Annotated in this window: 14 protein-coding genes and 2 pseudogenes; 14 read left to right on the forward strand and 2 right to left on the reverse strand. The window is 66.0% G+C overall.

Annotated elements, in window-relative coordinates:
* Positions 1–36: 36 nt before the first annotated feature.
* A complete protein-coding gene (locus MFF58_RS24845; RefSeq protein ID WP_238291722.1) occupies positions 37–570 on the reverse strand; it encodes an OmpA family protein in 534 nt (177 codons plus the stop codon).
* Between the two features lie 96 nt (positions 571–666).
* On the opposite strand from MFF58_RS24845, the gene MFF58_RS24850 reads away from it, so the two are divergent.
* The 4 genes and pseudogenes from MFF58_RS24850 to MFF58_RS24865 all read left to right on the forward strand — a co-directional run bounded on the left by MFF58_RS24850 (position 667) and on the right by MFF58_RS24865 (position 5,305).
* Positions 667–2,496: a type VI secretion system Vgr family protein gene (locus MFF58_RS24850; RefSeq protein WP_238291707.1), complete on the forward strand. Its 1,830-nt coding sequence runs from the start codon at positions 667–669 to the stop codon at positions 2,494–2,496.
* Positions 2,497–2,503: 7 nt separating this feature from the next.
* Positions 2,504–3,046: a DUF6931 family protein gene (locus MFF58_RS24855; RefSeq protein ID WP_238291708.1), complete on the forward strand. Its 543-nt coding sequence runs from the start codon at positions 2,504–2,506 to the stop codon at positions 3,044–3,046.
* A gap of 95 nt (positions 3,047–3,141) precedes the next feature.
* A pseudogene (locus MFF58_RS32745) lies at positions 3,142–4,299 on the forward strand (IS701 family transposase); the annotation flags it as partial.
* Positions 4,283–5,305: an IS110 family RNA-guided transposase gene (locus MFF58_RS24865; RefSeq protein ID WP_238291724.1), complete on the forward strand. Its 1,023-nt coding sequence runs from the start codon at positions 4,283–4,285 to the stop codon at positions 5,303–5,305. The pseudogene MFF58_RS32745 and the gene MFF58_RS24865, both read left to right, overlap by 17 nt.
* A gap of 293 nt (positions 5,306–5,598) precedes the next feature.
* On the opposite strand, the pseudogene MFF58_RS24870 reads toward MFF58_RS24865, so the two are convergent.
* Positions 5,599–5,886: pseudogene (locus tag MFF58_RS24870) on the reverse strand (transposase); the annotation flags it as partial.
* Between the two features lie 336 nt (positions 5,887–6,222).
* Here MFF58_RS24870 and tagH point away from each other — a divergent pair.
* The 10 genes from tagH to MFF58_RS24920 all read left to right on the forward strand — a co-directional run.
* A complete protein-coding gene (tagH, locus tag MFF58_RS24875) occupies positions 6,223–7,593 on the forward strand; it encodes a type VI secretion system-associated FHA domain protein TagH (protein WP_238291709.1) in 1,371 nt (456 codons plus the stop codon).
* A gap of 216 nt (positions 7,594–7,809) precedes the next feature.
* Positions 7,810–9,147, forward strand: coding sequence for a type VI secretion system baseplate subunit TssK (gene tssK, locus MFF58_RS24880; RefSeq protein WP_238291711.1), 1,338 nt, complete (start codon positions 7,810–7,812; stop codon positions 9,145–9,147).
* A 64-nt stretch (positions 9,148–9,211) separates the two neighbouring features.
* Positions 9,212–10,669 carry a type VI secretion system protein TssL, long form gene (gene tssL / locus MFF58_RS24885; RefSeq protein WP_238291713.1) on the forward strand — a complete coding sequence of 486 codons (1,458 nt, stop codon included), beginning with the start codon at positions 9,212–9,214 and terminating at the stop codon, positions 10,667–10,669.
* Positions 10,670–10,740: 71 nt separating this feature from the next.
* Positions 10,741–14,325, forward strand: a complete 3,585-nt coding sequence (tssM, locus tag MFF58_RS24890; protein WP_238291714.1) for a type VI secretion system membrane subunit TssM — start codon at positions 10,741–10,743, stop codon at positions 14,323–14,325.
* 5 nt (positions 14,326–14,330) lie between these two features.
* Positions 14,331–15,017 carry a type VI secretion system-associated protein TagF gene (gene tagF, locus MFF58_RS24895; protein ID WP_238291715.1) on the forward strand — a complete coding sequence of 229 codons (687 nt, stop codon included), beginning with the start codon at positions 14,331–14,333 and terminating at the stop codon, positions 15,015–15,017.
* A complete protein-coding gene (locus MFF58_RS24900; protein WP_238291716.1) occupies positions 15,014–15,826 on the forward strand; it encodes a PP2C family protein-serine/threonine phosphatase in 813 nt (270 codons plus the stop codon). Before tagF ends, MFF58_RS24900 begins: the two co-directional genes overlap by 4 nt.
* 16 nt (positions 15,827–15,842) lie before the next feature.
* The gene (locus MFF58_RS24905) at positions 15,843–17,714 is read left to right on the forward strand and encodes a serine/threonine-protein kinase (RefSeq protein WP_238291717.1); all 1,872 of its coding nucleotides are present in this window, start codon (positions 15,843–15,845) and stop codon (positions 17,712–17,714) included.
* Between the two features lie 43 nt (positions 17,715–17,757).
* A complete protein-coding gene (locus MFF58_RS24910) occupies positions 17,758–19,422 on the forward strand; it encodes a transglycosylase SLT domain-containing protein (protein ID WP_238291718.1) in 1,665 nt (554 codons plus the stop codon).
* A gap of 120 nt (positions 19,423–19,542) precedes the next feature.
* Positions 19,543–19,989 (forward strand): hypothetical protein, encoded by a 447-nt coding sequence (locus MFF58_RS24915; protein ID WP_238291719.1) that lies wholly within the window; start codon positions 19,543–19,545, stop codon positions 19,987–19,989.
* Between the two features lie 686 nt (positions 19,990–20,675).
* Positions 20,676–20,983: helix-turn-helix domain-containing protein (locus MFF58_RS24920; RefSeq protein ID WP_238291720.1), on the forward strand; the 308-nt coding region annotated here is incomplete at its 3' end.

Genomic DNA, 20,983 nt, shown 5'->3' on the forward strand with positions numbered 1-20,983 from the left:
CGCATCTTGCGGCCGGATCGGATCAGGTGCGTCGCGCTACTCGCCCTGGAGCCGCGCCTCGACCCGGCGATTCTCCGGGGCCGACGGATCCTGCGTGCGAGGACGGCTCTTGCCCAAGGCCTTCGCCTGAAGCCGGCTAGCCTCAACCCCGCGCCCCTCCAGGTAATGGACCACCGCCTGCGCACGCCGCGCCGACAGATCCATGTTAAACCCGTCGCTACCTTTCGCGTCGGTATGGCCTTCCACCATGAAGCTGGAATGATCCAGGCTCGCCCCGCGTAGGGCCTTAGCGAACTCATCGAGGTTGGCTTTGGCCCCCTCGGTCAGTGTATCGCTGTTGTAGTTAAAATTGACAATCAGGTCGAAACCGCTGCCGATCTTCGGCCGCGTGCCAGTCGTCTTCGCGCACTCGCTCTCGACCCCAATGCAGAGCGAGCGCGCCGCACCGAGGTCCTTCTGCGAGAAATGCCTCTCGATATCGGCAGCGGTGTAGGCCGGCTTAGATTGGCCCCAAGCCGCCGTCGTCAATAGGCACGAAACGACACCAAAAATGATTTTTGATCGGATCATCGTCAAGCCCACCGTCAGTGGGTCGACGATGCGTCGCGGCTCATGTATTGTCAAGGCGCCTGGTGCCCCATTTTTAAGAATTCGGAAGAACGCCGAATGCAATCTTCTCCTAAGCAGGAAAAACGGATAGCTCGCCTGAAAACACCTAATTCCGGGGACGAATTAGTTCTGTTAAAAATGGATGGCAGCGAAGGCTTGAGCGAGTTGTTCGAGTATCGTGTTGATGCCTTAAGTCCCAATAAAAATATCGATTTTACCAACTCGATTGGTCGTCTCTGCACGATCGAGGTGGGGAGCTATGGCGGCGCGACTCGTTACTTCAATGGCGTCCTCGTCGAAGCACAATGGACCGGCATGAGCCAAAGCCTTTATGCATATCATTTGGTGCTGCGACCCTGGCTGTGGCTACTCAGCCGACGGTCCAATTGTCGGATCTTCAACAGGAAAACCGTCGTGGCGATTCTTCGCGAGGTCCTCGATGAGGGAGGACTCGGCCGCTACGACATCAAGGCTAACGAGAGCGAGTACCCTGAAATTGAGTATTGTGTCCAGTACCGTGAGTCCGACCTCGATTTCGTGTCGCGCTTGATGGAGGAATTTGGCCTCTACACGTTCTACGCACATTCCGATGGACAGCACCTCTTGGTCGTTGCCGACTCGAAGTCCTGTCACCAGAAGGTTGACCTGCCTGCGGGCAAGCTTCCCTACGTGGAGTTAGCGGGCCAGAATCGCCGCATCTCGGAGCATGTCTACCAGTGGACGGCCGAGCGTCGGTTCCGCACCGGCAAGTTTACTCTCAATGACTTCGATTACATGAAACCGACCGCCGATTTGAATTCAGAGTCCCAGGGATCTGAGAGCTACAAGGACGCGAAGCTGGAAGCTTACGATTACCCTGGTCGCTTCACCGAGCGCGACCGCGGCAAGACGCTCTCACGTATACGATTGGAGGCCGAGCAGGCGCTCGATTACCGCAAGCACGCCCAGGGCGATGCCATCAGCCTCTATCCGGGCGCCCTCGTCGCGCTGGACAAACATCCGACCGACGACGGGGAGTACCTCGTCGTTCGTGCCGTTCACAGCATCGTGTCGGAAGCCTACGCGACGGGCGCCGGCTCGGAGGTGGATGAAATCTACAGAGGCCATTACGAACTCCTGAAAAGCTCGCGTCCGTTCAGGGCTCCGCTCGCGACGCTGAAGCCGATGATCCGAGGCCCTCAGACCGCCATCGTCGTGACGCGCGAGAGCGCCAAGGGTGAGGAGATCGATGTCGACGAGGAGGGCCGCATCTTCGTGCAGTTTCATTGGAACCGGGACAAGAAGCGCATTTCCCGCCCGGTCCGGGTCGCGCAGATGTGGTCCGGCAAGGCCTGGGGCTGGCAATTTATCCCTCGGGTCGGCCACGAGGTGGTTGTCGAGTTCCTCGAAGGGGACCCGGATCAGCCGATCGTCGTAGGTGCCGTCTACAACAAGGAGTACAAGTATCCGTATTCGTTACCTCAAAACAAGACCATGTCAGGCGTCAAGTCGGATTCAAGCAAGGGACATAACGGCTACAATGAATTTGTTTTCGAGGATAAGAAGAACGAGGAGAAAGTCCGCTTCCGAGCCGAGAAGGATCACGACTCTGTGGTGCGACATGCCGAAACTCGCATCATCGGCGAGACCTTCGAGACCGCCGCCGGCTCGCCTTCTCGCGCCACCACGCTGAAGAACGGCGATGAGTCCTTGAAGATCGAGAGCGGGAACTGGAACGGAGAGGTCGCCGAGAAGATCCACTTCAAGGCGGGCAGCGAAATCGTTCTGGAAGTTGGCGCCAGCAAGATCACCATGACGGTATCAACCCTTAAGATCGAATCCGGGCAGATCAAGATCGAGGCCGTCAGCGAGATCGAGCAGACCGCTCCACTGATCAAGATCAACTGAGGCTTCCATGACGAGGCTGCGCTTCAGCACAGTTCAGGAAGTCTTCGACGCGCTGCCAACCCTGCGCGACGACATGGTGGCCGGGCCCACGAACGAGGCGCCGGTCACCTATTTGCAACGCCTCGGCGGCAGCGGCACACCCGAGGATGGCATCGCCTTCTGCGCCTATGTCCTGGGACGCCGGGAGGCGGTTTGGTGGGCCTGTCAGAGCGTGCGCCTCCTCTTGCCGGACGCAGCGGAGTTCAAGGGCCTGCAAGCCGCCGAGGCCTGGGTGCGCGAGCCCGAAGAGGAGCAGCGGCTGACCGCACTCGCCTGCGCGACCGGCGGCGACCGGCGCTGCCCGACGACATGGCTCGCCCTGGCGGCGGGATGGTCCGGCGGCAACATCGCGAGGCTGGGGCATGGGACGGTGATGGCTGCTCCCCACTACACCGCTAAGGCGGTGCGGGTCGCGATCCTCAGCGCCCTCTCTCGGGTCGTCGCCCGCGAGCGGGCCACCTGCCTACGGCAGTGCCTGGATGGGGGCGTGCGCCTCATGCAGGCATCTTAGCTCGACTTTGGCCATTTGCGGCGCGTCGAGTGGGCGGAGGTGACGAAGTAGGCGTGAGGGGTAGGCTGGTGGCGTCCCGGCCAAGAGACACCGCCATGCTCCCCCTGCCCACCCGCTTCGCCGAGATCATCCTGGCGTTCGCGCCGCTGTTCGTCCACCGCTCGTGGCGACACGCCCAGAACCTGCTGGTCGGCGCGATCCTCACGCCGGGGCAGCGCACGGTGACAAGCGTCCTACGCATCCTGGGTCGTGCGCAGGAGCGACGGTTCGTGAACGTCCACCGCATCCTCAGCCGCGCGGCCTGGTGCCCACGCTCCGGCAGCCGCATTCTGCTCGGGATGCTGATCTCAGCCTTCGCGCCGCGCGGTCCAGTCATCCTGGGGCTGGACGACACGATCGAGCGCCGCCGCGGCAAGCGGATTGCGGCCAAGGGTATCTACCGTGATCCGGTCCGCTCCTCCGACAGCCATTTCGTCAAGGCGAGCGGGCTGCGCTGGATGAGCCTGATGGTGCTCGCCCCGATCCCATGGGTGGGGCGCGTCTGGGCGTTGCCGTTCCTGACCGCGCTGGTGCCGTCAGTGCGCGCCTGTCTCGAACGGGGCCGTCGGCACAAGCCGTTGCTCGACGTCGGACGCCAACTCACCTTTCAGGTCCGCCGCTGGCTGCGCGGACGCGACCTTGTCCTGGTCGGCGACAGCGGTTTGTCCGCACTGCTGTTCCTCGACGCCATGCGCCGCGGTGGCATCACGGCGATCACCCGCCTGCGGCTGGATGCTGCTCTCTACGAGCCGGCCCCGCCACGGCCGCCGGGCACGATCGGGCGCCCGCGGACCAAAGGCGCGCGGCTGCCGACGCTTGCCGCGACCCTCGCGGCCAAGGACACTCGCTGGCACGCGGTCGTGGTGCCCGGCTGGTATGGGGCGGGCGAGCGCACCCTTGAGATCGCCTCCGGGACCGCAGTGTGGCGGCACGGCGGTCTGCCGGTCGTGCCGATCCGCTGGGTGCTCGTGCGCGATCCCGAGGGCCGCTTCGCAACGCAGGCTCTGCTCTGCACAGATCTCGACCGCGAGCCGGTGCAAATCGTGTCCTGGTTCGTGCAGCGCTGGAGTGTCGAGGTCACCTTCCAAGAAGTGCGCGCCCCTCTCGGCGTCGAGACGCAGCGGCAGTGGTCGGAGAAGGCCATCGCCCGCACCACGCCCTGCCCGCTCGCCCTGTTCTCGATCGTCACGCTGCTGGCTGCACGGCTTCCAGCCTGCCAACGGCAACGGATCGCGGCCGCCGCGTGGTACCGATGCGAGCGGACGGGTCGTGCTGCGCCGTCGGATGCGGCGCGAGACGGTGATCGCCTTCGGCGCGAAGCTGCCGGGATGCATCGTGGCGATGGAGGCGTGCTGTGGTGCGCACCACATGGGCCGCGTCCTCGTGGAGCAGGGACACGCGGTCCGACTGATGTCGCCGGAATACGTGCGCCCGTACGTCAAGGCACAGAAGAACGACGACCGCGATGCAGAAGCCATCGCCGAGGCGGCCACCCGCCCAACGATGCGGTTCGTGGCGCTCAAGTCCGAGGCGCAACTCGACGTGCAGACCCTGCACCGGGTCCGCGACCAGCTCGTGGGCGAGCGAACGGCGCTGATGAACCAAGTCCGCGCCATCCTTCTGGAGCGCGGCCATGTCGTCGCGCAAGGGCGGGCCAAGCTGGCCGCCTGTCTGACCGCGTTACTCGACACGGTGGCGGGCTCGACGCTCACACCGCGCATGCGCACCCTCGTGGCGGAAGTGCGCGAGCGCTGGCAGTTCCTCGACCGGCGCATCGCCGCGCTGGATGCCGAGTTCGACGAGCAGGCGCGCACGGACGAGAACGCGCGCCGGCTGACCACCGTCCCAGGCATCGGCGCACTCAACGCGACCGCGCTGGTTGCGGCCATCGGCGACGTGGCGACCTTCGCCCGCGGACGCGACCTGGCAGCCTGGCTCGGCCTCGTGCCGCGACAGGTCACGACGGGTGGGAAGCCCCGGCTCGTCGGCATCACCAAGCGCGGCAGCAAGTACCTGCGCAAGACGCTCATCCAGGGCGCCCGGGCCGCGATGCCGACGCTCCGGCAGGGTGATACGCGGCTCGGGCAATGGCTGCGCGGGCTGCTGGCGCGGGCGCATGCCAACACGGCGGTGGTGGCCTTGGCAGCCAAAATGGCGCGCATCGTCTGGGCGCTGCTGCGCCACGGGCGCGTCTACGAGGCGACGGCCGTGGCCGCCTGATCCGAGTTTAGCTGGCGAGGCGCGCGCCGGCCTTCCGATGTCTGCGTGTGGTGCGAGGAAGATGGCCTGACAGCCGACCGATGTTCTGGAAGCCTCTGGCGTAAAATGGCGCTCGACGCCGACCCCTTTATGAGGCCCAGGGCACGCGGATCTCCATCTTGGCCAACGGCTCGCCGGAAGGCCGGACACATTTATGCAGACTGCTCAGACCAGCGGATGTAGAGCTACTTGCGGACGGGCGGGCCATACGTTTGCGCCGGCAGGCTCGCGCTGTCGAGGGCGGCCCGTGACTAGTCGAGCGCGTCTGCATCCTGAAGCTGCTCCAGCATCACGCGGTGCAGGGCGGTCCAGACACCGGCTGCCTGCCACGTGCCGAGCCGCCGCCAACTCATCTTGCCGCTGCAGCCCACCTCAGAGCGCGGCAGATGCTTCCACTGCATGCCCGTGCGCAGAACCAGGGTGATGCCCGCCAGCGCCGCCCGATCCGAGGCGCGCGGCCGACCGGCTTTCGGCTTCTCAGGCTCGGATGGAAGACGCGGCTCGAGCACCGCCCAGAGGGCGTCGGGTACGAGAGCGTCCATGCCCGCCCAACCCGCTCAACGCGGTCTGTCCCGCGCTCTTAGAGCTTTCCGCCAAATGGGTGCCCAGTTTGATGGAGTAAAGCGCGCTAAATCAATGGCTTATTGCAATTCCCGGCTGCGGCGACTTTCGTTTTTGCGCTGCGCCGACTTGACCTAGAAGCTTCCGGAGAGGCTTACGCGCGGGATCTGAGTCGAGCTCCGCTCGACTTTACGGTAAGATTTATGAGATTTTTCTAGGGTTAACAACGATGCCCGGATGCGCGCGCTCGCGCCTTTCGGTACATCGATCAAGCCGCGGCCGGACCGGCGCGGCGGAACGGGAGCCTGTCCGGCACGATGCCGCTGAGTCTGATCATCGAGAACGAGACCAGCTTGCCGGATGGGGGGCCGCTGAGTTTCACGACCAGTGGGACGCGCGGTCTCGATATCGGTCGCGATCAGTATCTGGACTGGACGCTGCCGGATCCGTCCCGCGCGATCTCGGGGCGCCATTGCGAGGTTCGTTGGCGGGATGGCGGATACTGGTTGCACGACGTGTCGCGCAACGGCACCTTCGTCAATCAGACGGTGCATCGCCTCCAAGAGCCGCATTGTCTGCGGGCGGGCGACCGGCTCTACATCGGCCATTTCATCATACGGGTCGAGATCGACGGCGAGGCGCCGCGCACGGCCGCCCCCGCTCCCGAGCGCAGCCGGGATCACGATCTGCAGGACCCCTGGTCGGCGAGCGACGACGCGGCGCCCCGGATCTCGCGCGGGGACCTGCGTCCCGCCGACCATCGCTCTGCCCGAGCCGACTACTCCGAGTGGCGGATGGACCTTCCGCCCACACCGGTCGCACCGGGATTCGCTCCGGTCCCCGGGGCCAGTCAGGGCCGCGCGCCGGTCGACCCGCCCGCCTGGGTCGCCCCGCCCGCCGGATCGGGATCTCCCTGGAGCGACCGGGCGTCCGGCCACGGGGGCGGCCCGGCACTTCCGGGCGATAATCCCTGGGGGCAGCCGACCCTCGGCACCGAACCACTCCGGCGCGCCGAGCCTCCGCTCCCCCCCTCCCCACTGACTTTCGAGGATGCCCTCGCGCCGCTTTCCGGGATCGACAGGAACGCCGCTACCCAGGGGCCCCATGCGGGCGCGGACAGTTTTGTGCAGCGGTTCGCCAAGGGGGCGGGCGTGCCCGCCGACCTGTTCGACTGGCGCGACCCTGGCGATTTCGCCGAGGACCTCGGCGCCCTGACGCGGCTCTCCATCGAGAATCTCAAGCAGTTACTCGCCGCGCGCGCCGAGACGAAGCGGGCGGCCCGCGCCGTCAGCCAGACCATGATCCAGGCCCTCGACAACAACCCGCTCAAGTTCACGCCGACCGTCGAGGATGCGCTGCGCATCCTGTTCGGCCGTCCCACAAGCGGCTATCTGCCGCCGCGCCGCGCCATGGAAGAGGGTTTTCGCGATCTGAAGGCACATCAGGTCAAGGTCTACGCAGCGATGCAGCACGCCGTGCGCCTGCTACTCCAGGACCTCGACCCGGACGCCATCGAGGCGTCGCTAGGCGATGATCGCGGGTTGAATGCGCTGCTCGGGTCGCGCAAGGCGCGCCTGTGGGACCTCTATGCCACGAGGTGGGACACGATGACGGCCGCCCACGATGATGGAATGGAGGATGCGTTCATGCGCTTCTTCTCGGAATGCTACGATTGCGGTGATACATAGTCGATCGAACACTCGACGTCATTCCGCATCTGCTCCGCCTTGCCTCACGTCTTGTTAACAGGCACTGCCGATCACACCGAGCACTCCGACCACGTCGCATTCGGCCGGGTGATGCGCCATGATTGCGGGTTCGAGGATTGCTGAGGAAGCCGGGTTTCTTGACTGACAGGCTTCGTCAGGGTGGGTTATAGAGCGTCTTCGGTAAGGACAGTGCGGATGTCTTGGAACAGCAAGATCGTTTGGTCTGAGGGCCTGTTCCTGCGTCCGCATCACATGCAGCAGGCCGACCGCTACCTGGAGTACCTCGTCGAGAGCCGTGTCCGGCATCTGACACCCTATCCGTGGGGCTTTTCCCATCTGGAGATCGACCGCGACCTAGCGCAGCAGAGCCGTTTCTCGGTGCGCCGTGCCACGGGGATCATGCCCGACGGGACTCCGTTCGACATTCCGGGACAGTCCCCCCTGCCGCCGCCCCTCGACGTGCCGCAGGATGCCGGCAAGAAGATCCTCTGGCTGATGATGCCGGTGGCGACACCCAACAGCCGCGAGGTCGAGGCCGCCGAGGCGGAAAGCGCAAGTCGCTTCTACCCCGCGGCCGAGACCCTGATCGACTCGACCTCGGCGTTGCGCGTCGAAGAGGAGATCGAGATCGCCCATCCCCGCCTCACCTTCGATCTCGGCCGAGGCGCCAAGCCGGGCTACGTGGCGCTGGCGATCGGGCGGGTGGTTGAGGTCCGCGACCGGGCGATCGTGCTGGACGAACGCTTCGCGCCGCCGCTCCTCGTCTGCGCCGCGCATCCTGTGGCGACGGGCTGGATCGACCGCGTGATCGGCTGGATCGAGAACAAGCTTGAGGAGTTGGCCCGCTACGCCGCCGACCCGACCGCCGGCGGCGGCCTTCAGAGCGCCGATTACTTAATGCTCCAGGTACTGAACCGAACCATCACAATCCTGCACCATCTGCGCGGCTCCCGCTACGTCCATCCCGAGCGGCTTTACGAGGACTTTCTCCGTCTCGCCGGCGAACTCGCCACCTTCGCCACCGAGGAACGGCGGGCGCAGACCTACCCAACCTATGACCACGACAACCTGGAGGCCGTGTTCGAGCCGCTGCTGCGCGACATCCAGCACTTCCTCAGCGCGCCGCTGAGCCGGCGCGCGATCCGACTGGAACTGATCGAACGCGCGCAGAACGCCTTCATCTCGACGATCCGCGACCGCAACCTGTTCCGAAATTCGGCCTTCGTGATCGAGGTCTCGGCCCGGCGCCCCTTGAGCGAAATTCAGACTCAGTTTCCCCACTTGTTCAAGGTCGGCCCGAACACGAAGATGAACGAGATCGTCCACGCCCACCTGCCGGGCGTCGGCCTCGTACACCTGCCAACGCCCCCGCCGCAGATCCGGGCGATCTCCGACCACGTCTACTTCCTTTTGGACCGGCAGTCACCGCTCTGGCCGGAATTCAGCATCGCAAGCTCCATCGGCCTGCATTTTGCCGGCGACTGGCCAGAACTCCAGCTGGAATTGTGGGCGGTGCAGGAGGGACGACGCTGATGGGCGCCGCCGTAGCCATAGGCGCCGTCGTAGCCATGGACGCCCTTCCCTCGGAGCAAGCGCCGTGAGCGCCCCGTCCGACCCCTTCGGTCGCGGGGACCGGACGATCATCGTGCCGAACCCCGCGGGCCGGCGCCCACCGCAGGCGTCTCCACCTTCCCATGTACCTCCCCCTTCGTCCCCCTCTTACCCGCCGCCAGGCGGAATGCCGTATCCGCCCGTGCCGGGCGCCGAAGCCCAGCCCGATGCCTGGGCGGCCCCGCGTCCGTCCCCCGCGATGCCTCCCTATGAGGCTGAAGGCCAGCGGGCGCGGGCGCTCGTCCTCAAGCGCGATATCGTCGTCGCCGCCAACAAGAACCCCTACCTGAAGGCCGCCGGCCCTCTCCTGCTGCTGTTCGGGCGCCTGCGCGTCCAGCTCTCCCGGGCCTCGTTCGCGAACCTGATGGAGCAGGTCGCCGCAGCCATCGAGGATTTCGAGAAGGATGCCCGCACCGCCGGCGCCCAGGCCGATCAGACGCGGATCGCAAAATACGTCGTCTGCGCCACGGCCGACGACGTAGTGCAGAACATTCCGACGAACGAACGGCATGTTTGGACGCAGTACAGCATGTTGAGCCGCTTTTTCGGCGAGCTGACCGGCGGCGTTCGCTTCTTCGAGGAACTCGACCGCGCCCGGATCGACCCGACGGGCAACTACGACCTGCTCGAACTCCAGTTCGCCTGCCTGGCGATGGGATTCCAGGGCATCCACCGGACGTCGGCCGGCGGTGCCGCCACCCTGCAGCAGATCCAGCGCAACCTCTACGAGTTGCTCCGGCGCGCGCGCCCGGCCGACCGGGAGATCTCGCCGCGCTGGCAGGGCCTCGCGATCGCGCCCGTCACGGCCCGCGTGGAAACCCCCGTCTGGGCAATCGGTTCGATAGTTGGCGCCCTCCTCGTTGGCTTCTACATCCTGCTGCGCTTCATGCTTGCGGGGAGCACCGAGGCGACGGCCACCGCGCTCGTCGCTGTGCATCCGACGACGGAGCTGGGCATTCAGCGCCGCGTCTACACGCCCCCTCCCCCACCTCCGCCGCCCCGGCCCACCAGCCCCACGGCGAAGCTCCAATCCGCTCTCCAGGCGGATATCGCGGCCCAGAAGATCACGGTCGGCGAGGCGGGCAACCAGATCGTCGTGCGCTTGGCCTCCGCCACGTTCGCGCCCGGCGACGCGGCGGTAAAGCCGGAGTTCCGGGCCTTGCTGGAACGACTTGGCAAGCTGCTCCAGGTGCAACCCGGCGCGATCAAGGTCATCGGGCATACTGATAGCGCGCCGATCAAGAACGTCCGCTTCCCGTCGAACTTCCACCTCTCCCTAGAGCGGGCCAAGGCGGTCGCGCAGATTCTGGGGGCTGCCGTAGGCCAGCCCGACCGGGTCTCCACCGAGGGGAAGGGCGCGGACGTGCCGATTGCTTCCAACGACACACCGGAGGGGCGCGCGCGAAACCGGCGCGTCGAGATCCTCATACCCCGTGGCGGCTGAGCCGCTCCCATCGTCTGTCGACGAGCCGAAACGATGCGCCTTCCTGAACCATCCTGCGTGAGCGTTCCGCGATGAACCTGGTCGCCTGGCTCCGCCTCGGCTTCATACTGGCCGGCGCCCTCGCCCTGTGTGCCCTGGTCTGGTGGGGCGGCCCACTGGTGGCGGTGGCCGACGTGCGGCCCCTCGACCCCTTCTGGGTCCGGTTGCCCCTCAGTGGCCTGATCTTCTTCGCGGCCGCCGGCTATGTGGGCTTCGTCATTTACCGGCGGCACAGGGCTATCCGGGCGCTGGAGGCCGAGATTGCGGCCGGCGATGAGGTGCCGGAGAACGACCGCGACGTGCTTCAGGCCTCCATGCGCGATGCTCTGGTGACGCTTCGCAGCGCGAAGGGCGGCAAGGGCAATCACCTCTACGAGCTGCCCTGGTACATCATGATTGGGCCGCCAGGCTCGGGGAAGACCACCGCCCTCGTCAATTCTGGCCTGAAATTCCCCCTCGCCCGCGCGGCGACCCCGGAAGCTATCGCCGGCAGCGGCGGCACCCGGTATTGCGACTGGTGGTTCACCGACGAAGCGGTCCTCATCGACACCGCCGGCCGCTACACCACGCAGGATTCCGATCCTCGGTCGGACCGCCAGAGCTGGACCGCTTTCCTCGATATCCTGAAGAAGCACAGGCCTCGGCAGCCGCTGAATGGGGTCATCGTGGCGATCAGCATCGCGGAACTCTTGACCTCCGACGAGGCCGAGATCGCCGCTCATTCGACCGCCGTTCGCAAGCGCCTCCTCGAACTGAACGAGCGCCTCGGGATCGACTTCCCGGTCTACGTCCTGTTCACCAAGGCGGACCTCCTGTCGGGCTTCCAGGAGTTCTTTGGCCACCTGCCCGAGTCTAGCCGGCGCATGGTCTGGGGCCATACGTTCCAGACGGACGAGAAGACCCGCAACATGATCGGCGACGTGCCGGCGGAGTTCGATGCTCTCGTCGAGCGGGCCAATGCCTGGCTGCCGGACAGACTTCAGGACGAGCCGAACCCGACTTCCCGCGTGGTGCTGTTCGGCTTCCCGAGCCAGATCGCCTCCGCGAAACCACGCATCGTCGATTTCCTCAACCGCGTTTTCGAGCCCTCACGCTACCATGTCAGCGCGACGCTGCGCGGCTTCTATTTCACATCCGGCACCCAGAACGGAACACCGATCGACCAGTTGATCGGCTCGCTCTCGCGCAGTTTCGGCGCGCAGGAGGTCGGCGCCGGCGCCTATTCGGGCCAGGGCCGGAGCTACTTCCTCACCGATCTCCTGAAGACCGTCATCATAGGCGAGGCCGGCTGGGTCTCCACCGATCGGCACGCCGTGCGCCGCTCCAACCTCATGCGGCTCGGGGCCTATGCCGGGCTTGCCGTAGCCTCCGCGGTCCTCGTCGGCCTGTGGTGGACGAGCTACCTGCGCAACAGCCAACTCGTGCAGCAGAGCAACACGCTCCTGGCCAAGTACCAGGGTGAGGCGAGCGAGATCCTGCGCGAGCCGGTGGTCGCCGATCGAAACATAGCCCGCGTGGTTCCCCTTCTCAACACGCTCCGTTTCATGCCGGCGGGCTATTCTACCCGCCATGAGGCCACCCCGGTCCTGGCGACCTTCGGCCTCAGCCAGCGAGATCGCCTGAATTCGGCTGCGCTGACCGCCTACCATGCGGGGCTCGAACGCCTCCTGAGGCCACGGCTGATCTTTCGCCTGGAGGAACAGCTCGAAGCCAACAGGAACAACCCGGGCTTCCTCTACGAAGCTCTCAAGGTCTACCTGATGCTCGGCGGGCGGCCAGAGGCACCCCCCGACCGAGGCCTCATCATCGCCTGGATGCGGCGGGACTGGGCGGAGAACCTGTTCCCCGGCGCCGGCTATGCCAAGGGCCGCGAACTCCTCGAAGAGCACCTTCAGGCGATGCTCGATCTGGAGGATGGCCGGCCGCTTCTCGTCTCGGTCAACCAATCCCTGGTCGACGATTGCCAGCGCACGCTCGCCCGGCTGAGCATCGCCGAGCGCGCCTACGAGTTGCTTCGCTCCGATGCGCGAACGGCCTCGCAGCGCGACTGGACTGCGCTGAAGGCCGGGGGCCCAGATGCCTCGCTGGTCTTCGAGGTGGTCGGCGGCGGCGACCTCGACCGCGTGCGAGTGCCCTATTTTTTCACCTATGACGGGTTCTTTGAAGCCTTCATCGACCGGTTCGGCGACGTCTCTGAAGCCGCCGAGCGCGACCGCTGGGTGCTAGGCCCGGCCGGCGAGCAGCAGGCCTATACCGCGCAATACGGGTCGCTGTTCGGAGACCTGTTCAAACTCTACGCCCGCGACTTCGTCCCCGCCTGGAAGCAGGCGCTGGGGAAGCTCAAGATGCGTCCCCTCCTCAGCGACAAGCCCCGCTACATCGCCCTCCAGGCGGTAGCGGCGCCGACCTCGCCCCTGCGGCAGATCCTCGAGTCGCTGCGCGACGAGACGCAATTGACCCGGGAGCGCGACATCCGCGCCAAAGGCGATCGGTTGGATCGGGCCAAAGCTGCCGTGGGGAAGGTGGCAGCCGACATGGCAGAACGGGCCGTCGCGAGCCGACTCCCGGGCGGTCTTGCGGGCACTGGGATCGTCTCCCGGACCGGGGCGGACCGCTTCGCAATCCCCACCAACGATGCGCCGGGCGCTGCCATCGAGGCTGCCTTCCGGCCCTATCACGTCCTGCTCGACGGCGAGTCGGGCCGGCGCGCCGTAGATACGCTGGTCGCCGGCCTCAGCGAAATCAAAACCGCCGCGCTCCAGGCCCTGAACCCGAACGAGGCGGCGCAGGCGAATAACACGCTCGTTACCCAGGCGCGCGCCCTCCACGCCCTGGCGGCGCGGTTCCCGCCGCCTTTCGAGGCGATGATCCGGGGCGTTGCCGCCGAGTTCGAGGGCAGCGCCACCGGCGCGGCGGTCTCGCAGGTCGCCCAATCCCTCGGTGAGCAGGTGATCCGGGATTGCCAGCAGATCGTGACGAACCGGTATCCCTTCTCCCGCGCCAGCGAGCGGGAGACGCCGCTCGCGGACTTCGCGCGGCTGTTCGGGCCGGGGGGCATCCTCGACCGCTACTTCACCACCAACCTCGCCTCCCACGCCGATCGGTCCCGTCCGCAATGGGTCTGGCGGCAGGACGATCAGGTAGCGCGGGCCTTCTCCGCGAACACGCTGCGCGAGTTCCAGCGCGCCTCGGAGATCCGCGAGGCGTTCTTCCCAACCGGGGGGAACATGCCGGCCTTCGCCTTCGCTGTGACGCCGATGACACTTAGCGCCGACGTGTCCAAGGCGAAGCTCGACGTGAACGGGACGGTGCTGGAGACGCAGCAGGGCGTGAACGCGCCCGTGACGATGCAATGGCCGGGCCCCGCCGGCCTCGGCCGGACGGCGATCACCCTGGATTTCGGGTACGGCACGCAGCCCATCGTGATGGAGAAGGCCGGTGTCTGGTCTCTCTTCCGGGCGCTCGATTCCGGCTCCGTGCTGAAGCAGGGCGACAACATCGTGGCGACCTTCGTGGTCGGGGGACGCCAGCTCTCCTATCAGATCAACGTCAGCGCGCTCACAAACCCTTTCGTCCTTCCGGCCTTGCGGGACTTCCGCTGCCCTTCCGGGATCTGACGGCCATGCGCTTCGCCCTCTACGGCAAGCTTCCGGCCAAGCGGGATTTCGTGGCCGTCCAGACCTGGCGCGGCTTCTTGGCCACTTTCGAGCCGTGGTTGCAGCAGGGGATCGCGTCGAGCCGGGCGCAGCTCGGCACGGCCTGGCAAGACACCTACCTGCACGCGCCGATCTGGCGCTTCTGGATCGGCCACGCGGTCTGCGGGATGACGACGCTCGGCGCCCTTATGCCGTCCGTCGACGGCGTCGGGCGATACTTCCCCCTCGTGCTCGCCGCCGGCGCGGATGCCGATGAGACGCTGCCGAACCCGGAGACCGAAGCTCACGACGCGTGGCTCAGCGCGGCCGAGGACATCCTGCTCGGCGCCCTCGGACCGGGGACCACGTTCGATGAGTTGACCGCCGCTGTCGCCGGCCTCGGCCCGCCGGCGGCGACCTCCGGCGTCGGGGCGGCACCCGGCCTCCTGCGCCTCGGCCGGAATACGCTGGCCGGTCCCTTCGACGGCGATCCGGCTGCCGCCTTCGCCGCCCTGCGCAGCGCGGACCGCGACAGGGGCAGCGCCGGATCGAGCTATTGGTGGACGACCGGCGGCACCGCCTTCTACCCACGGGTGATGATGGCGGTTGGCCTACCGGATCCCGCCATCTTCGCGCATTTTCTGACCAGCCATGAGGCAGGGGGCCCCGCATGACGCCGCGATCCCTGGATCCCTTCGACGTCCCGCTTGCCGAGCTGGACAAGCCGTACCGACCGCCGTTCCGGTGCGCCGCCGCGACCGATACCGGCCGGGTGCGTCAGATCAACGAGGACAACTACCTCCTCGCCCCAGAGATCGGCGTCTTCGCCGTGGCCGACGGGATGGGCGGCCACGCGGCCGGCGACGTCGCGAGCGCGACCACAATCGAGTGTCTCGCCTCGATCGGCACGGCAGTCTCCCCCGGCGACCTGTTCTCGCGCACCCAGGACCGCATCCTGCGCGCCAACATGGCGATCCAGGAACTAGCCCGAGACCGGGGGCATATTATCGGCACGACCGTCGCTGTGCTTCTGGCCTTCGAAAACGATTTCGCCTGCGTCTGGCTCGGAGACAGCCGGATCTATCGCATCCGCGGCGGCGCGATCGCCCAGTTGTCCCGCGACCATACGGAGGTCCAGCGCCTTCTCGACGAAGGCACGCTCACTCCCGAGGAAGCGAAGGCGTATCCGCGCCGCAACGTGGTAACCCGGGCCGTGGGCGTCCAAGCCGAGCCGGAACTGGGGATGACCCACGGGGCGATGGAGGTGGGGGACGTGTTCCTGATCTGCTCCGATGGGCTGACCGGCCATGCCGAGCCCGCGCAGATCCTCGCCGAACTGGACGGCGCCGATCCCCAAGCGGCCTGCGACGCGCTCATCGCCCTCGCCCTCGCCGATGGTGGCACAGACAACGTGACAGTCGTGGTGGTGCGGTATGAACCGGAGCCGGATGCGGTCGACCCGCCGGTCCTGGCGGATACGTAGGGTGCAAGGTCCGCTTATGAGCGAAGAAACGATCGTCGTCACCGCCCCCCACGGACGCCTGCCGCCGGGCACGCAGCTCAACGGGCTCTACGAGGTCGAGGCGTTCATCACGTCCGGCGGGATGGGCGACATCTATCGCGGCCGCGCGATCGTCACCCGCGACGCCGTGGCCATCAAGACGATCCGGCCCGACATGGCCCGCAACGAGATGGCGCTCTCGCTGTTCCGCAAGGAGGCCTCGTCGCTGCACAACCTGCACCACGAGGCGATCGTCCGCTACTTCGTGTTCACGAACGATCCGGTGCTCGGCATCCCCTACCTCGCGATGGAGTTCGTCGAGGGCGAGGCACTCTCCGACATCCTCCGACGCGGCGCGCTCGGCACGGGCGATATCCGGGTGCTGATGCACCGTCTAGCCCTGGGATTGCAGGCCGCCCACCAGCACGGCATCATCCACCGCGATCTCTCGCCGGACAACATCCTCGTGCCCGACGGCGATGTCAGCCGCGCGAAGATCATCGACTTTGGGATCGCGCGCTCCCCGCTCGGCGACGGCACGTTGATCGGCAGCGGTTTCGCCGGCAAGATAAACTACGTCTCGCCCGAGCAACTCGGCCTCTACGGCGGGGAGGTCGGCCCGCGCTCGGACATCTACAGCCTCGGCCTCGTCATTGCCGAGGCGGCCTGCGGCAAGCACCTCGACATGGGTACGAGCCATGTCGAGGTGCTCGAAAAACGGCGCAGGGTCCCAGAGATCTCCGGCATCGACCCGGTCCTGCGCCAGATCCTTCAGCGGATGTTGCAGTCCAATCCGAAGGACCGTCCCGCCAGTATGGCGGAGATCGCGGACTGGATCCCGCTGCCCGCAGGTGGCAGTCGTGGACGCCCGTGGGGTCTCGTGGGTCTCGCCGCCGTGCTTTTGCTCGCGGCTGGCGGGGCCGCGGCCTACCTGACGGGTATCCTCGATCCGAGCACCTTCCACGGCGCGCGGCCGAGCAAGCCGGTGGCCGGACCGACGGACGCCAATAACCTGCCGCCGCACGGTCTGGATCCGCTCTCGCCGCCGTCCGATGCGGGACCTTCCGGCACGACGACGGACCGTAGGGAACCCTCCGAACCGGACAGGCACAGCGGCACCGGACCCGATGACGCTCCTCATCCCGGGAACGAACCGCGCGACACCTCGGCACCGGGTGGGTCGCCCCCCGGCGAGCCGACCGACAAACCGACGAACCCGGTCCGCGTGGCCAGCATCGATCAGGTTCGCGATTTCCTCCGCGACTATTCCGGCGGTCGATGCTTCTTCATTGCCCCCGTCACGGTCGCGGTCAACGATACGACGATTGAGGCCTACGGGGCGACGCCAGCCACATTCATGGAATTTGACGAGGCGTTTCAGCGCACGCTCGGGTTCGATCCCGAGATCAACCTCCGCCAAGTGACGGCAGCTCAATGCCCGATCGTCGATTTCCTTGCCCGTAGGAGCCCTGCCCAGCGAGCGGTGCCCCAGCCGAGCCTGACCTTAAAATCGGACATCCTGCGACGCGGAGACGAACTGATGGCAAGAGCGGAGACGCGGCCGGACCGGCCCGTCGAGTTGCTGCTCATCTCGCACGACGGGATCGTCCATAATCTCGCGGGGTATGTGACGCGAGCCGGCAACACCCTTAACCTAAGGCTTCGGTTAATGCCTGCCGAGCAGAGCGCCGACGCCACGCCTCAACTTCTCATGGCACTAGCAAGCAATCGCCCCTTAGTTAGCCTTCAGGGCGCTCTGAAAGGCGGACCACTCACCGCGGAGCGTTTCGCCAGAATTCTTGGTGAGGAGGAAGCAAAGGGCCAAATTACGGGTGTGACGATGAAGCATTTCAAGCTTACCGGAGGCTGAGACGATGCTAGATCCTCCAGCAGAATCCTGGGCGCGTGCTTCGATGAAGTCGTCGATCAAGCGCGGGGACTTCCTAACGGAGGAGGCGTGCCTCGCCGAGGTCATGCGGTTGAGCGGCGTGAAAGTCTGCGAAGCCTGTGGCCGGCCAGGCGATTTCGTGCCCGCCGGCAAGCATAGAGCATTCGCGTGCGGGGGCTGCGGGCACAAGGTCTATCCTTGTCAGGGGACGCCATTCTCCAAGCCGCACCCCCCGCTGTCCCACTGGTTCCGGGCCATCGACGCGCGGGCGCGAGGACGCTCGATCAGTCCACGCGAGCTTGCGCGCGACCTGAAGACTTCGCGCTTGCTTGCCGAGCACATCTCCGCGCGGATCTCCGCCTTGGAGGATGAGGGCCCCCGAGGGACGCCGCCGGTGGATTGGTTCGACGCTATCGCCGCTTTCACGGCCGAACGTCTCCACGCGGAGCGAACCACCAGGTTGCAGCCGCGTGGGGACGAAGTTGCCGAGACTGCCTGGCGGACCCTGCTTTCCCTTACGCATCCCATCGATCTCGTGCGGCGCCCCCTCGTTGGCTCGACCCTCATCGCGCTGCTCGTCTGTACCACTATCGGGATCGGGTGGCTCATCGTGCCAGAAGAGCAAGAGGAGGACCCCGACCTCACCCGGGCGACGGCCATCCTGTCTCTGGCTTCGGACCAGCCCATCATTCTCATCTCACCGGATCTCGCAGATCAATTCTATGACGTCACGGACGCCGAGCCCGCTCCCTCCTCGCCGCTCGCGCCTGTCATCAAGCTGGCGCCGCCGGGCATCGAGCTCAAGCGCGTACCGCTCGCCGATGCGCGCCCGATCGCGCGGCCCTCGGTGAAACTAGCGCCCTCAGTCGGCAAGTCGATCCTGCAGGGCGACCTCACGGACGCCCGCCGCCGGGCATCGGATCGGCCGGAACTTGCCGCCTACGCCTCTCTAGCCACCGCTCTGGAAGGCGGCCAAGCGCATGATCCCGACGAGCTTCTGGTGTTCGGCCCCATGCGGATTAGGCGCTACCTCGTCGAGAAGATCGTCCGAGCAGCCCGGGTCACGAGCATGGATCCGGTGTTGCTGATGGCAATCGCCGACAAGGAGTCGAGCTTCGCCACAGAAGTTCAGGCTCAGACTTCCTCGGCGACGGGTCTATTTCAGTTCATCGAAAAGACGTGGCTGGGTGTGGTGCGGGACTTCGGAAGCGCCTACGGTCTTGAACGGGATGCCCGATTATGCGCGGGCGACTTGCCGCCGGCAGACCGAACGCGCATCCTTACGCTCCGGCGCGACGCCTATCTATCGGCAGCCTTCGCGGCCGAGATGCTGAAGCGCGATGGCGACCGGATCGCTCGCCGCCTTGGCCGGCCTCTGACTGGGGGTGAAACTTACCTCGTCCATTTCCTTGGCCCGGACGGCGCAGAGCGACTGATCAGCCGGGCTGTGGAGGCGCCCAACACGGCGGCCGCCGATATCCTGCCAAAGCCTGCTGAAGCGAATAAGCCGATCTTCTACTCATCGGCAAACGACGGGACGGTCCGCCGCCTCTCGGTAAGCGCCGTCCGTGAAAAATTCGAAACGATGATCGGACTGCGTCTGAGCCGGTACCGCAACGTCCACACCCTGACGCGTACCGAGAACACGACCGAACCCGGTTCCTCTGAGCCTCCGAAGCCGCCGCCTTGAAGCTCGCGACGAGTCCGATCGGCCATGATGTTCCGTCGTACCGAATAAATATCTGAGGACTCGATGAGGTGCTGACCCGTCGAGCGTAAATCTAATATTAACGAGAAAGCGCCGGCCGCCATGGATGGCAATCGGTTCAAGGTCAGGGGATTAATCGTGGCACCCTCCGGTAAATTATTGGTCGACTTCCGCTATTCCGAACGGGCACTCTGTAGCCTGACTGTTGGCGCAGCGATCTGGTTAGGCCTGGTTACGCCGCCGTGCGCCGCGCCGGCCGTGACTGACGCCTCGCCACAGGAGCGTTCGTTGATGCTCGTGGCGACTTCGGCCGCCGCACCGAATGCAGCTATTGGATTGCAGGAGACGGCAGCCGCAGAACGTGCGGCCAAGCTGCTGGTGAGTCAGCAGGCCAAATCGACGGTATGGTCCGCACACCACAAGGCGAAGCCTAGCTACAAGGCCGCACGTTCCGTTCCGGCGCGGCTCGCTGCTGAGCGGGCACGGCGAAGCGCGGAACACGCGATCCATGAGGCTGAGAAAACCCCCGCCGTTCAACGGCGGCGGTGACGTGTCAGGCGCCTACAGGGGAGCCGAGGCCGCGCGATGAGCTTTCAGTATCCTACACCGAGCGGGAGGAAGTTCGGCGCGAGAAGCTCGTTCGAGCGGCGGTAGGTAGCCATGGCCACCCGTGTCGGAGCCGGCGCCACCTCCTTAGCGACCCGCTGCGTCGCCACGAGGTTGTCCAGTTGCGCGGCGCGATCTGTAAGATAAGCGGTTACGTTCGAAAAGCAACGAACGGCTCGGGTATACTGACGAGCCGCCTCTAAGGGTTGACAGACCTGAGCCATGTACCGCTTGGCGACCGTCAAGCGAACTGGGTCGACGACCTCGTTCTGTGCCATGGCTGAGCCGGAGCCGAGCGCCACGATAGCGCACGCACACGCGACACCAAAAAAGCGCACAGCCCGTATCATTGTACGACCCCCTCCGAACGACGCTTCGAATGCGGCTGAGCTCACGAAATGATGCACCATCACTTCAGCTCCTCCGCTTCACCTGTCTGGCACCGTCCATCCCAGAACCCACTCTAGTAATGCGCCGAAGCCTTGACAATGCCTGAACAGATTCGTGCAACCTATTTCCGGTCGGCGCACAACTATGAATAATTTTCATTTCGGGCTTCGCTAGAGCCGGTCCCGGGCCGCTTGCGACGGGTGAGCGGGTGGCGCGTTGTTGGGTGAAGGAGCATGCCGATGCCTTCACCTTTGTCCGTCGACTTACGCGAGCGTGTCGTGGCTGCCGTAGCCGCAGGTGCCTCCTGTCATCGGGCCGCGGCTCGCTTCGGGGTCAGTGTCTCCAGCGCCAGCCGCTGGTCGCAGCGCTCCCACCACGAGGGCCATGTCGCGCCCAAGCCGATGGGCGGCGATCACACCTCGAAGCGCATTGAGGCGCATGCCGCGCTGATCCTTGCGACCTCCAAGCCGGAGCCGCGTCTCTTCCTGCGCGAGCTGCGCGACCGACTGCCTGAGCAGGGCGTGCAGACCGGCACGAGCGGCCTGTC

Source organism: Methylobacterium longum (genome assembly GCF_022179385.1).
Classification (GTDB): Bacteria; Pseudomonadota; Alphaproteobacteria; order Rhizobiales; family Beijerinckiaceae; genus Methylobacterium; species Methylobacterium longum.

Bases quoted from the DNA above. Each gene is read 5' to 3' on its own strand.
- MFF58_RS24845 (WP_238291722.1), bottom strand. From the start codon at position 570: ATGATCCGATCAAAAATCATTTTTGGTGTCGTTTCGTGCCTATTGACG.
- MFF58_RS24850 (WP_238291707.1), top strand. From the start codon at position 667: ATGCAATCTTCTCCTAAGCAGGAAAAACGGATAGCTCGCCTGAAAACA.
- MFF58_RS24855 (WP_238291708.1), top strand. From the start codon at position 2,504: ATGACGAGGCTGCGCTTCAGCACAGTTCAGGAAGTCTTCGACGCGCTG.
- tagH (WP_238291709.1), top strand. From the start codon at position 6,223: ATGCCGCTGAGTCTGATCATCGAGAACGAGACCAGCTTGCCGGATGGG.
- tssK (WP_238291711.1), top strand. From the start codon at position 7,810: ATGTCTTGGAACAGCAAGATCGTTTGGTCTGAGGGCCTGTTCCTGCGT.
- tssM (WP_238291714.1), top strand. From the start codon at position 10,741: ATGAACCTGGTCGCCTGGCTCCGCCTCGGCTTCATACTGGCCGGCGCC.
- tagF (WP_238291715.1), top strand. From the start codon at position 14,331: ATGCGCTTCGCCCTCTACGGCAAGCTTCCGGCCAAGCGGGATTTCGTG.
- MFF58_RS24900 (WP_238291716.1), top strand. From the start codon at position 15,014: ATGACGCCGCGATCCCTGGATCCCTTCGACGTCCCGCTTGCCGAGCTG.
- MFF58_RS24905 (WP_238291717.1), top strand. From the start codon at position 15,843: ATGAGCGAAGAAACGATCGTCGTCACCGCCCCCCACGGACGCCTGCCG.
- MFF58_RS24910 (WP_238291718.1), top strand. From the start codon at position 17,758: ATGAAGTCGTCGATCAAGCGCGGGGACTTCCTAACGGAGGAGGCGTGC.
- MFF58_RS24915 (WP_238291719.1), top strand. From the start codon at position 19,543: ATGGATGGCAATCGGTTCAAGGTCAGGGGATTAATCGTGGCACCCTCC.